Origin of the sequence: Natronomonas gomsonensis, assembly GCF_013391635.1 — an archaeon.
Lineage (GTDB): Archaea > Halobacteriota > Halobacteria > Halobacteriales > Haloarculaceae > Natronomonas > Natronomonas gomsonensis_A.
The window spans coordinates 1,505,247-1,518,610 of the sequence record NZ_JACAWU010000002.1 but is presented as its reverse complement, the minus strand read 5'-3'; the positions used below and the strand labels follow the sequence as shown (position 1 = coordinate 1,518,610).

Here is a 13,364-nt window from a genome sequence, read left to right as displayed (position 1 = left end):
GGGCAACCCGGCTACGGAGAAGTGCCTGCCTGGGTAGCTTAGCGGTAAAGCGCGTCCTTGGTAAGGACGAGAGCCCGGGTTCAAATCCCGGCCTAGGCTTGGTACGATTCGTTCAAATTCTCCCGATTATAGGGAGAATACGCCTTGTACTTCACAGTTCAAACCTCATAAAATGGGGTGTCGCCTGTGACGGACCACCGTCATACGGGCGACGATGCGGATGTCCCTGGACTGGAGGAAATTCATGAGGACTCTGAACGTACAGAGTCAGAGCGAACCAGTGACCTCCTTGAGGGACTTCTAAGAGCAGATATCGCAAAGCATGACGATATTCCAACGTCGAAAAGCGTTGACGACGCTATCGACAATGAAGCCGAGGCTGACGATTGCGTCGAAGAGACGACCACCGGCCGGTGGGTGTGTCGCTTTTGCGAAACTGAACGCCGAAATCCGGATGGCGTGGTCGCCCATCACGCCACATGTCCGGACTCTCAACACTACCGGGATACGCACTGGACCGACGACGAGAAGCCAGTCGACGAACGGGGTCAGGAAGAGGAAAACGAAGAGTCACCGGCTCCCGAAGCCGGTGGTGAGACCCCTGGGGAACAGCGGACGTTCCTGGTCGACACGCAGTGGCACGAGTTTCGGGCATATCTGAAATTCGGCGAGCACGGTCTCGATCCCTACTATGCGCTGCATTCGCTGATGCGCCGGATTGACTGGAGTGATGGCCCGCCAACCCGGGTTATCGAGTACCAGGATCGGAAATATGAGGTGACTCTCACGTTTGACGAGTCGAAGCTGTTGCCCTGGGATGACGAGTCGTTCCGGATTGAGAAGGTACGAGAGTTCCGGCTGCATGTCGAGACGGCTGATGGAATTCGAAAAGCGAACTTCCACATTCGGCCGCGATGGCCCAATCTCGAATCTGAAGAAGGGATCTCAACGCCCTCAAACCCGCGAGATTTCATCGGCATTGATGTCGACACCCAGGGAGCGAACCACCAGCCGGGTGCCTATCCCGAGCTGTTGGACCATGCGATGCAAGCCTTCGAAGTGAACGGTGGCGCAAACGCGGCAAGTGACCGTTATTTGTCGGCGCCGAACGTCGAGCCCTGGAGTCTCGTCATCGACGGTGAGCAGTATGTCCGCATTGATGAGGACTACTCTGGGCCGTTATTCGGCGTCAACGGTCCGCTGGAGCGGATGAACTTGGTACTAGCCGGCGAACGCTCTGGGTACCGCAAGCGCGTCGCTGACGACCAAGAGGTCGCCGGCTACTATCATACGGCAACCTTCGGCTCGATGCGGGCGCGAAAAATTCTGGCCGGGCACCAGCTTGCGAAGGAGGTGAAACACTACCACGTCAAGCATCCGGAGAGTCTCGAGGAAGACGATCCTCTCCGGCACCCTAAGCTGGGGGTCTCCTACCAACGGTCTCGTTCGGATACGAAAGTCTACTGGAACCCCGAGGCGCTGGAATTCGACCGGCAGGCCGACGCGGACGCGATTGGATTGAACGACATGGCACGGGAGCTGGATGAGCAGCTGCTGAACACGCTCCGATGGGCAGGGTTGCCGACGCGGCCGGATCGCCAGGTGTTCGTCGACGACGCGGTGTTCACGGTTGAGCCCCGCCGCCGTGAGCGGACGCTGGTTGCGGATCCACTGCCCGAATTGGAACGAGAACAGGAGCATATGGTAACGCGGGCGGTGACGAAGATGTGCAACCCCGAACGGTACGATACTGATGCGAAAGTCATCAACCGGCTGCTCGCAGACGGTGGCGAAACATCTCCGAAGGGGCTTGCAGCCGATCTGGGCAAGCACTACGAGACGATCCTTCGATCGTTGGAACGGCTCGAGGATGTTGTTGAGCATTCCTACGGCTCGGTCGAGTTGAAGTCGCATCACTTGGCTCAACGGCTAGCAGAACGCGCTGGTGACCTGCTGGGCGACTTTGGCCGATGGCAAGAGCATGTCGACCGGCTTGCCGACAAAGCCGCTCAGTTCGTGGCTGGGGCTGATACTGATGGGGACTCGCCCTTCGACCGATGGGTCCAGCGGTATCTCGAGGGCGTTGACGATCCCGACGGTGACCCACGGCTGTATCTCCGAATGGGATACCGGCCCGAGAGCAGCCAAGAAGCCCGGGAGATCCTCACAGACGGTCTCTCGAAGCTCCGGGCAGCCTTCGGTGGCAAGGATGCGGACGCTTCCCAGTTGGCGCGACACGGCCAGGCTGTCGTGAATCTCACCGATGGGACGAACGTCCATATGGAGTTTGCGCCGACCGTGAGCTAACCGGCTGCCTGCTGAGAGGCATCACTATTCTGGGCAGTGTTAAGCAGCAAAAATAGCTGCTTTTTGGCCCTACTCAGCGGTGGTTTCTGCGGTTTGTTGCTTTGGTACTCAGCCGGCGGTTCGTTGACGCTGTAGAATTCGACTACCCAGCCCTACTTTCCGTTTAGGGGGTGTGCCTAAAGGCACCCAACAAAGGACACCTACGGGCCTTCGGCCCTCCGGTACAGCACCACAACGGCAAAAAGTACTCTCCTGCTATAGGGAGATCAATCGCACGAGTTCGTTTGAAGCACCTTGGGGTAAGAACTGGATGAGATAGTGGTCGCAATTTTAACTGCCCGTGGGTCCGTCTGAAACCAGAACCCACCTCCCTCAAAGACGTACGCGCGGCCGCTTCAACCGCCCACGGGTCCGTCTGAAACTGGGGTTCGATGTCGTACATCGCGTTCTCGGCCTTGCTTCAACCGCCCAAGGATCCGTCTGAAACTGCTTTCGGTGGCCGGCGATGGCGTGCCGTGGATCGCTTCAACCGCCCACGGGGCCGTCTGAAACCCTCAATTTTGGCGAGGAGTTCGTCACGCGGGACCGTGCTTCAACCGCCCAAGGGTCCGTCTGAAACGCGTTGTTCTCCGCCGTGTCAAAGAGCGTCTTGGTGCTTCAACCGCCCATGAGTCCGTCTGAAACAGTGACCGCAACACGGCCGTCCTCCGGGTAGTGGTTGCTTCAACCGCCTATGGGTCCGTCTGAAACCACCTTCCGACCATTGGACCAGTGGCGGGCGTCCCAGCTTCAACCGCCCACGGGTCCATCTGAAACGTTGTCGTTCGATGTGTCAACCTTGGTCAGATCATCTCTTCAACCGCCCAAAAGTCCATCTGAAACGTAATCTCTTGAGATGTTCTTACCGTCGTCAAGTCCTTCAACCCTATAGGAGTCCATCTGAAACACGACGAGCGCAATGGCACCCATGATAAGTACCATACTTCAACCCCTACGGGTCCGTCTGAAACCGCTGCCGGTCCCCCAGGGCTGCTGTTTGGGTGGATGCTTCAACCGCTCATGGGTCCGTCTGAAATGCGAGACACGCGTGGACGCGATCTTGGTTGTGCCGCTTCAACCGCCCAAGAATCCGTCTGGAACTCGAAGCGGTACGCGTCCGGGTCGCTGTCAGTCCCGCTTCAACCGCCCACGCGTCCGTTTGAAACAAGCCGCCCATAGGAACCCGCAGAAGTACCTCGAGCTTCAACCACCCAGGGGTCCGCCTGAAACTCTTTGTAGCTCATAAATTCCTCTGCCGGTCCAGCACTATAAGCACCCGAGGGTCCTTCTGAAACCCACTCAATTACGGGGTTGTCCCGGTCCGGGGTGTTACTTCAACCGTCCATGAATCCGTCTGAAACTCGCTGTCAGCCCGGAGGGGGCTATCGTTCGGGTTGGTTCAACCGTCAATGAGTCCGTCTGAAACGGGGAGCCACGGATACATCTTGTACGTGACGAGGTCGCTTCAACCGCCCACGGGACCATCTGAAACCTCTACGCGCAGCACTGCGCAGACTTCGAGATGTGGCTTCAAACCCACGCAGTCCGTCTGAAATTCAATCGCCTCTCATATCATGTACGCGACCGTCATGTTTCAATCCCACGAGGGCCCATCTGATACACGTCTGACTCAAGATAACGATCGGTCTCTCGATGCTTCAACCGCCCTAGAGTCCATCTGAAACTGATCTCGATGTCACCGAGTTTCTTCAGCCCGCGCGTGCTTCAACCACCGAAGGGTCCGTCTGAAACTAGTGCTTCACCTCTTTCGGGAGATCGTGATTCGGGCTTCCACCGCCCAAGGCGCCGTCTGAAACGGGAGGGACACGCGGAAGCCGTCGCCCTCGCGGTCGATTCAACCGCCTAATGGTCCTTCTGAAACCCGGATGCCCGAAGCATCTCGGCGCCGCTGTTCAGGCTTCCACCGCCCAAGGCGCCGTCTGAAACTACGTCTATAACTCCGTCTGTCGCGTGCTGTGTTCTGCTTCAACCGCCCACGGGTCCGTCTGAAACTTGGCTGTCGATTTCATAGCGATTCGTTCGGGTGTCGCTTCAACCGCCCAAGGGTCCGTCTGAAACGCGGTCCCGAGGACGAACGTTGTCCCGTCAATGATGTTTCAACCGCCCATGGTCCGTCTGAAACAATTCAGGACACTCTGCTCGACGCCAACGAGTGTCTGCTTCAACCGCCCAAGGGTCCGTCTGAAACTCGGTGACGCTCTCCATCTGCGTACAGATGCGCTCGCTTCAACCGCCCAAGGATTTATCTGAAACGAAATCTCTTGGATGCCCTTACCGTCGTCAAGTGCTTCAACCCTACGGGAGTCCATCTGAAACACGACTAGCGCAATGGCACCCATGATAAGAACCATACTTCAACCGCCCAAGGGTACGTCTGAAATAGGTCCGCTTCCCCGGCAGTTCCTGGGTCGCCGTAGCTTCAACCGCCCAAGAGTCCGTCTGAAACAAATTGAGGGTTTCCCGGTCTTCAATCAGGCCGGCGCTTCAACCACCTATGGGTCCGTCTGAAACCCTCCGACTAACTCACATCGTATTCGGGGGCCGGGCTTCAACCGCCCAAGGATCCGTCTGAAACGTCGACGACGAGCTTCGGCGTGATGGCGTCGGCCTCACTTCAACCGCCCACGGGGCCGTCTGAAACACTCTCCGACGTCGAGATCACGTCGGGGATCGAGCGGCTTCAACCGCCCACGGGTCCGTCTGAAACAAAGCGCATACGTGGTGTATGCACTGCATACGGCTGCTTCAACCGCCCACGGGTCCGTCTGAAACGCGACCAAAGGGCTCGGGCCACTCGGCGGGATGGACGCTTCAACCGCCCGCGGGTCCGTCTGAAACGACCAAATCCACGGCCAACTAATCTTCGTCTGGGAGCTTCAACCGCCCAAGAGGTCCGTCTGAAACCATCGGAACAGCGACCGTCTGCGGGACGGTCGTGCTGCTTCAACCGCCCAAGGGTCCACTTGAAACTGGGTTGATGAGCACCGACTCAAATACGAGGGTGCAGCTTCAACCTCCCACGGGTCCGTCTGAAACGCGGATTAGGTCGTTCATTGGATTATGTCGGTGGCGAGCTTCAACCGCCAACGGGTCCGTCTGAAACCGTTCGCACCGCAACTGCCGCAGCGGTTCGTACAGGTGCTTTAACCGCCCAAGGGTCCGTCTGAAACGCTCTTTTATCCGGTGATTGCATCCTTAGCAACTCGAGCTTCAACCGCCCAAGGGTCCACCTGAAACCATGGCAACTCCTGCAGCCATAGGTCATCTTCCGGCGGAAATCACATCAACATTTCCGTCGACCTCCAATAGCCGCCAATCATTAACGGGTCGATGAATTCCAATCTCAGAGAACATAACCTGTTCGTTTACAACTGGACACCACTTCCTGTCTCGATATCGTACTTTTCGTGGATTTCATCCGGACGCACGGCATCCAGTTTGTCCTCGTCAGATTGAGACTCGTCAGAGACGGTCACAAGACACTCTTTGAGTTGGTTGAACTTCTGTCTCGCTGTCTCCCATTCATCAGCCGCCTTCGCGGCAACGTACTCGTCGTAGTGAGTAGTGTCCTCTTCGGTTACTAATACGAGAACCTCCTTGGACGACTGTGTCTCCTCAATCAACGATGCTTCCCGCAGTAGTTTCCCCTTCGCAGTATCGAACGCGGCCGTGAGTCGGTCCTGTCGCTGTCCGGTCTGTCGCTGGTCGTGAAGTGCGTCGTAGTACTCCGATATCCCCGTCGAGATAACTGCGCCTTCGGGCAGTTCCTCAGCTCCATGTTTCGTTCGGAGTGCCTCCAACGCGGTCAACGTTGGGCGGAGTAGCGAGTGATCGCCATAGATGAGTTGACTGGGAACGAACGTCTCCGATGGCTGGCTGTCGAGCCGCCAGATGACCACTTCGCTTGGGTCAGCACTGAAGCTCCGGTTACATCGACCAGCAGCTTGAACAATGGCCGGAAGCGGGGCGAGATCGCGGTACAAGCGGTCGAAGCTGATATCGACGCCTGCCTCAAGTAACTGTGTCGTCACAGTAATCGTTCGCGAGGTATCGAACGGGGTCTCGATTTTCCCATCGAGAATCGCACGCAGGCTTTCGATGAGACACACTCGGTCAACCGGACGAAGCCGAGTCGTCAGGGTGGCAACGAGGAGGGCGTCCTCGTCAACGGTCTCAGCAAGATATTCAAGATACGTACAAGCATCGAACGAGTCACCTTCGGATGCCTGATGATACGATAGTAGCTCGCTTCCTAAGAAGACGACATCTTCTCTCGTGTCTAATTGGGTAGCTAGTGTCGTCGCGGAATCCACCGTGTTGACGATTGCTGCAGTGTTCATCGGCGAAGTCGTCGCCTCGAGGAGTTCGTCGGCTGCAGAGGCGAGCGAATATGGCCGCCCGCCAGGTGATTCGATGTGCCGCTGGAGGCTCTCGTGTAACCGGAACGAAACCCGTGGATAGTCGTCGATGAGATCGATACAGTCCTCGTGCAGTCCCCCGACTGGGGTCGGTGAGGGTACATGGTCCATCTGGTTGAGGATACGCGGCTGCGTTGCTGTCATGAACAGGACGGTCGCATCGTACTCTGAGACGAGATAGCGGGTCAATCGACCGACGAGTTCCCACCACTGAAGCGGAATTGCTTGCGGTTCGTCGAGGATGATGACACTATCCTGAAGCGCAGGGAGTTTCATCGACTGGACGTTCCCTGGGCCAGCCACACTCTCCAATAGCTGCGTAAACGTGGTCAGAATGAGGCCGGATCGCCACGCTTCGGCGTGGAGGGTCTCTCGGCCAGAACTCGCGCTATCTGCGAAGTCGTCTCCCTCGTGTTGAACCGTTCGCGTATCTGCCAAGTGATGGTGTTTCGTGAACGCCGGGTCGGTCTCACTGATGTCGAAGACATCTTCGATATTCGATCCGACTTGGTCGATGATGGAAGTGTACGGCAGTGCGTAGATGAGTCGGGAATTCCGGTGGTCTGCAAGTGACAACCCGGCGCGAAGGCCGGTGTACGTCTTCCCAAATCCGGTCGGTAGCGTCAATTCGAAGACGCGATTACCGGCCGAGAATTCGTTGAGTACGTTCTCTGTCGTCCGAGCATTGGCAGCGGTCCGAAGCCCGTCGAGGCGTTGTTTGATAGATGCCGATTGAGCGGGTAACGGTCGGTCGGGGGTATCGAGATACGCCGATGCGGGTTCTCCGTCAGAGAGTTTCGTTTCAGCTATCTTCCGAACCTCGGATGTAAGCCGATTCGGAGCAGGACGTGAGATCTCGGTGGCTCCAGTGACATCATCCCGTGTCGTTATCCCACTTGCATCGAACTTGTCCGCCGTGACGAGAGTCGACCACATGCGTAGAACACATCCATAGAAGGTTTCGTCGGGAATCCGCTCGCCCATTTGCTTGATTGTGGCCCGTGCACGTGATAGTCCATCAGTTAGCAATTCATCCCACGAGTACGCACCATTTGTCGCCTGTCGTAATGCCTCGTCTGCTGCAGGAGATCCTGTCGCGTCGATGTTCGAAAGTTGTTGTTCGGCAAGTTCGAAGCGTGCATCGACCGCCTCTTTATCGAGATGGTATCGACGAATATCGGTCGGGATGTTCTGGATGACGGAGTGATGCTTTGCGACGGCATAGAACCCTGCTGCTGCCGTCTCTGGCGCATAACCTGTACGGACCATTGCGAGACTCGTGACGAGGGCACCGAACGTCCCGTGATAGGTCAATTCTGGCCGCGGGGCACTCTGTCTATCGCCTGTTTTGAGGTAGGTCTGAAAGTACCCCGTGAGTTTCCCGATATCGTGTGTCCAGGCTAACGTCTGCAAGACCCCGGACCAATCGTCACCGTACGGATTCATTCCTGCGTCAGTGGTGAGTGCCTCGGCACCAGCCGCGACGCCTTCGATGTGTTCTGCGAGAGATTGGCCGGGGCGTGCATCGTACGATTCGAGAGGTTGGTTGGCCATTAGATGAAGCAGACGGATCGGCCGTCAACCGTCATGACATCAGCATCAGGTGCCGACAGTTGATGCTGCTCAGTTGGATAGGCATACGAAATGAATCCAGTAGTCTTGCGACCACCATCGGTTGCTTGCATGTACGCTGGTGTTCGTTCCATTCTGAGGGGTTGGCCTGGACTTGGAACGACGTGTTCTTCGGGAACCGTTGACGTAATCGACTGCAAATCTCCACCGTCTGCCACGGTAGTTCGTTTCACCTCGGAGAAGTTTGCCAAACACTCTGACTTTCCTAAGGCTGGTGTGTAGACTGCCCGCCCAGACTGAAGATACTCTGTCAATTCCTCAAACTTGTCATCATCATCAAGGACGAGGTCAATTCGGTAGGACGGATCAACAATATACTCGAACGTACGCCGCTTCCGCTCCTCGGCGATGGTTTCAGGGTCAACCACTGTTTTCCCAGAGACCCCGTCTGCAGTCTTGATATCGCTCGCCGTGGTCGGTAAGGTCAGTATTGGGATAGACTGCGTCTCAAGTTGGCACTGTGGAGAGATTGCCATTGCAGACGAATCTTGACTGAATAGGTCATAATAGGAGTTGCGCGGCAGTCCGAGAACGGCGGCAAGAAGCCCAGCAACAGTCGTCCGTGGGATAATCCGATACGTCAATTTCTCCGTGGTGGTGTCGATACGTCGGAAATGCGCCCATGGACCACTCACAGTGAACGAGAGGCATTCACGACCGCTCACATCCAGTGATGTCACCGACATCAGGCGTAGGGGTCAACCTCGGTCACCTTCTCGGGACCCACTGCGGATTCAAGGGCCTCGACAAGATATTCTGGACCACCGCGTTCACCGTCTGCTTCGACTGTTAGATGGCGATCTGCGATGACGCTAATCGACGCGACGTGGTCACTATTTGCTTCGAGATCGGTGAGAACCTCGTCGATTCCGACAACGACATCTGCAATGTTCCGCAGCTCCGCATCGGGCCGGTCCTGCACTAGTTCCAGCCCGTCGTCTAATGTTCCGATATGGAACGCATCTGTTTCGTATTCGACACGAAGATACAGTCGAGGCTGATGTCCCATCTTCGACCGCGTCAGCGTCTGGTTCTTTAGTGCGCGCCAGCAGAGCGTATCGAGACGCTCCACGTCGGTCTGGCTGAGTTTGGTATCGTTTGCGCCAACCTCGTTGACGATTCCATGGAACGGAATGAAGGCGTATTGCAAGCGGTTGTCGGTTGCGAAGGTCCCTTGTTCGGCGTCACCACCACTAGAGACGACCGTCGACAGCTGCTTCGACTCGCTCTTTTGCACGACGGTGTTCAGACTCCGGGCGTGGGAGAACTGGACGGGACCGATGAACTGGCCGGGGAATCCCTCACCAAGTGAGCTTTGGAACCCACTACTAAACGAGGCCGTCGCACCGAAATATCGAACGTCAGTAGAGTTTTGTAGGAACGCGTTGGCAGCTTCACTCCCCGACACATCATCAAGATCGTCCTCCTCGTAGCCGGTGACCTGAGTGAAGAGGTCGTCACGGTCGAGAACGGTATCTTCCTCGGCCTTGGTTGGGTTCTTGATGTAAATATCGAAATCGTCGTCGTCGAGTTGGTCTCGAAGGTATCGTTTCAGCCGTACGTCGGTGACGACTGCTTTACCGGTCGTCTCGTCGATTCGCGGCTTGTCGTTCGCGGAGAGTGGATTCCCGTTCGGATTCGTGTCTTCTGCATCGTACGCAAAGACGATTTCCGAGCGGTTCTCTACGGAGTCGGTTCCATCGATGTCGGCCGTGGATTCGTCACTGGACATTGTTATGTATCGGATTCAGTCGTCTGGTCGTCGTCCGGTTCTTCACTTTCAAGCGAGTAGTCGCTCAACCCGTAGGCAATACCGAGACTGTAGAGCCACTGGAGTTCGGACTCGTTGAGTTCCCACGTGTTCGGATCGGCAGCGAGCATCGTGTCTGTCAGCCGCTCAGTATACCGACCATTGGTACGGTAGGACCGTTTCTCGTCTGCTTCAGCGTACGAATTATTCATCTGTAACACCTCCTTAGTCACCTCCTTGACCGTCTGTTTGGTGAGATAATCGACCGGATAGCGACGGATGAGTGTCGATGAGACGTTCTTGTAGTCTTGGTACGCCGAGATACGCCCGACGAGGCCACCGAGAACAAAAACAGCCTCCTCAGTCATTCCATCTAGTGCGTCGTGGTTCTCGATGAAATCGGTCAGGCGCGCGCTGCGGTCTTCATATTCAGTTGTCATTTGTGTGGTTGTGAATTCGAGTGTATTGGTCGTATCGAGCGCTCCGATATCGTCGAGTGCCCGGAGCTGCACGTACTGCTCAACGACACTTCGCTTCGGGAAGGGCATGAATCCGGAATCATCTCCGAATTGATCGCGCTGGTCTTGGACCAGTTGATGGATGTACTCCTCCAGAAGCGAACGTGCGTCGATTTGTGTCCCGGTGAGTAGGTTTCGAACAGGTCGCATCTGACTGTCGTCAAGCGACCCTGTTCCCGGGGGTTCATTTGCTTCGCGGCTACTCCTAGTCGGTTCGGTTGTTCGGCGAAAATACCCGCCATAGAGGATGTATCGGGCAAGTTTGAGTCCAACTCCTAGTAGCGGGCTGGAGTCGGGCGTAGGATTGTTGTGGAAAATCCCGCCACTTTCGAACAGTGGACTACTCGTCGCTTGGTTGTGGGCGTCTTCGAGTTCTGTTGCGGGTGCCATCCCGTCCAAGGTATCGAAGTAGACCCGTTCGGGGTTACCTGTGACCTGATGGACAACGGCGAATCTCACATCATCCCACGAGACGCCGGGTGTCGCTTCGAGGAGGCCAGTTGCCGATTCATCAGCAGAGTCACTTGCCTCCAACCTTGCTTGGGACGCTTCGATGAATAGTTCCTCGAGTACGTCATCGAACGTTCCATCAGCACCATGCTCTGCTGCCTGTAGTCGAGCATAGATACGCCGATAGAACCATTCGAATGTCTCCGGCGAGATTTCATCGCGTCGGGCAGCGATGTAGGGTAGGATGTAGATTCGTCGGTTGTAACGCAACCCACGGTAGAAGTCGTTGAATAGTGACCCCGCGGAGGCGATTGCGGCCGCCGTATCGAATTCCAGAGGCCGTGCATTCCATGCATTTCCGCCGGTTGTATCCAAATCAGCGAAGTGTTCGCGTTGCTTCTTCCCGTTCATCCCGAGCAATCCCGGCGAACCTCCCGTGACCTCATTGGCGTCTCCGGTCACGTAGCCTGTACCATCACCACTTGCATCCTCGACTGAGATGCTGTCCAAGCGATTGAGCTTCTTTTCGTACATCACCTCATTCAGGACCTCAATCTCGCCGGGGAACCTGTATTCGGATCCACCGGGGGTCCGAATTGCAACTGTGAGTAAGGCGTCGTATTCAGCATCTTCGCCACCAGCCAGCTGAAGGAACCGATCCGCGAGGCGGTCCATCTCATTTTCATTGTCACCGAGCTCTGACAACGCATCGAGAATCTGCCGATTTTCGGGCTTCGCTTCCTCTCTAACCGTTTCGGCGTACTCGCTATCGATCCAACGATTGAATCGATCTTGGAGGTTCCCCCTTCCGTACCAGGCATCTTCCAAGCCAGCGATGCGGTATGCCTCTGTGTCTTGATGAGTCGTTATCGAATGAGCGGTCTGATTCGTTTTGTCGATTGGACGGGAATAGCCGATTCGGAATCGATCATCGGCTGTATAGGTTGTAATCTCGACAGGCCCCCCATCCTCTTCAGCCCGAAGCGAAGGGTTCTCCGGGTCACTCAGGTCCACATACGCGACGATGAGGCTGTCTTCCTCCCCGAACAATTCACTCTTCGCACGAGGGGTGAGATACGTGAGGTGCTTTGGGTCAAGGTCCCAATCGATGACATCGGACTCGACCGCTGAGTACCACCCGAGCAGTGAGTACTGCCACGCGACTTCGTAGAGTGACGCCGGGATTCGATTCTGCATTCGGCTGACGGCCGTTGCAGCGTGGGAGTCAGCCGTCATGCTTCCACCTTGTTTACGAACCCGAATCCGAGGGAGTTCCGCTCCCCGATTCCAACGTCTAAGGCGAGATTCAGGTGTCGCCGATGATCGTCATCTCTGACTGTGTAATCGAACCGCCACTTGCTCAACACCCATGTCTCTTCGCGGCCTTCTGTTACGGTGACCGGAATCGCGAACGTCTTGATGAGTTCGTATCCGTCGAACAGATCACCATCGACATCGGATGGCCCCGGGAGGTAGTCCGGACAGAACAGGCCGTGTTTCTTATCGAGGTTCGCTTCAAGTTGGTTCTGAAGCGGTTCCATTGTGTGTTCGGGGCGCCAGAACTCAGCTTCGTCGTGCTCGGTATCAATACCGTATTCCTCGAATCGCCAGGGGGGTATGCGAACAAGGAGGCCAGTTCCAGTTTCGATGGTGCCCGATGTCCCTGGTTCACCAACATCCGGTGAGAGCGCGCTCACGTCTGTGACGGTGAAGGGCATCTCTCCGATATTCAGCTCTGGATTATCTTGGAGGTCGGCCGCCACGTGAGCAAGTAACTCCTCGTCTGTGGAGGCAACTAGAAGCGTTCGCTCATCGCCTTCCTCCATATCACCCGGTGGAAATGGGTTACTGTAGGTGAATGGTTTCGGGCGGTTTTCATCGTGGATTTCGCCATATTCCGTCCCTTCGAGAGCGTTCCATATCCGACCGCGGAGCTTGTTGTGGTATCGGTTGTCGTAAGCTGCGTCCATGCGCGCTCGGAGGCGCACTAGTATACGCATCTATACGATCACCCACCAACCCCAATATATTCAGGAGGCATTGCGTCCACTCCGTCCTCGGGGAGATATTTATATCCTTACCCAGCGAGGTGAAAGTAGAACCGTATCGCCACGGTTGAATGGGAATCACCTGATAATACTCGCACCCTATTCGACGAATCGATTTCTTAGTTCATCGACTTTTATACGTTACACTGCTATTGAGGGTCGATGGAATAGGCTTATAGAA

At 56.1% G+C, this 13,364-nt stretch carries 6 protein-coding genes and 1 tRNA gene; 2 read left to right on the top strand and 5 right to left on the bottom strand.

Features of this window, described 5'->3' with window-relative positions; translation table 11 throughout:
- Positions 1-27 precede the first annotated feature (27 nt).
- Positions 28-99, top strand: a tRNA-Thr gene (locus tag HWX69_RS16340).
- A gap of 87 nt (positions 100-186) precedes the next feature.
- Positions 187-2,307 carry a DUF7845 domain-containing protein gene (locus HWX69_RS16335; RefSeq protein WP_178918101.1) on the top strand — a complete coding sequence of 707 codons (2,121 nt, stop codon included), beginning with the start codon at positions 187-189 and terminating at the stop codon, positions 2,305-2,307.
- Positions 2,308-5,732: 3,425 nt separating this feature from the next.
- Here HWX69_RS16335 and HWX69_RS16330 read toward each other — a convergent pair.
- Genes HWX69_RS16330 through cas6 form a run of 5 tightly spaced genes read right to left on the bottom strand, consistent with a single transcriptional unit; the run spans position 5,733 to position 13,135 of the window.
- Positions 5,733-8,339 carry a CRISPR-associated endonuclease Cas3'' gene (locus tag HWX69_RS16330; RefSeq protein ID WP_178918100.1) on the bottom strand — a complete coding sequence of 869 codons (2,607 nt, stop codon included), beginning with the start codon at positions 8,337-8,339 and terminating at the stop codon, positions 5,733-5,735.
- Entirely contained in the window at positions 8,339-9,103 is a 765-nt protein-coding gene (gene cas5b / locus HWX69_RS16325; protein ID WP_178918099.1) for a type I-B CRISPR-associated protein Cas5b, read from the bottom strand. Before cas5b ends, HWX69_RS16330 begins: the two co-directional genes overlap by 1 nt.
- On the bottom strand, positions 9,103-10,149 hold the full coding sequence (gene cas7b, locus HWX69_RS16320; protein ID WP_178918098.1) for a type I-B CRISPR-associated protein Cas7/Csh2: 1,047 nt from the start codon (positions 10,147-10,149) through the stop codon (positions 9,103-9,105). The genes cas5b and cas7b overlap by 1 nt, the downstream gene beginning before the upstream one ends.
- 2 nt (positions 10,150-10,151) lie before the next feature.
- Positions 10,152-12,371, bottom strand: coding sequence for a TM1802 family CRISPR-associated protein (locus HWX69_RS16315; protein WP_178918097.1), 2,220 nt, complete (start codon positions 12,369-12,371; stop codon positions 10,152-10,154).
- Positions 12,368-13,135, bottom strand: a complete 768-nt coding sequence (gene cas6 / locus HWX69_RS16310; protein WP_178918096.1) for a CRISPR-associated endoribonuclease Cas6 — start codon at positions 13,133-13,135, stop codon at positions 12,368-12,370. The genes HWX69_RS16315 and cas6 overlap by 4 nt, the downstream gene beginning before the upstream one ends.
- Between the last annotated feature and the right edge of the window lie 229 nt (positions 13,136-13,364).

Coding starts and splice junctions, on each gene's coding strand:
- cas5b (WP_178918099.1), bottom strand. CDS start 9,103: ATGTCGGTGACATCACTGGATGTGAGCGGTCGTGAATGCCTCTCGTTC.
- HWX69_RS16315 (WP_178918097.1), bottom strand. CDS start 12,371: ATGACGGCTGACTCCCACGCTGCAACGGCCGTCAGCCGAATGCAGAAT.
- cas6 (WP_178918096.1), bottom strand. CDS start 13,135: ATGCGTATACTAGTGCGCCTCCGAGCGCGCATGGACGCAGCTTACGAC.
- cas7b (WP_178918098.1), bottom strand. CDS start 10,149: ATGTCCAGTGACGAATCCACGGCCGACATCGATGGAACCGACTCCGTA.
- HWX69_RS16330 (WP_178918100.1), bottom strand. CDS start 8,339: ATGGCCAACCAACCTCTCGAATCGTACGATGCACGCCCCGGCCAATCT.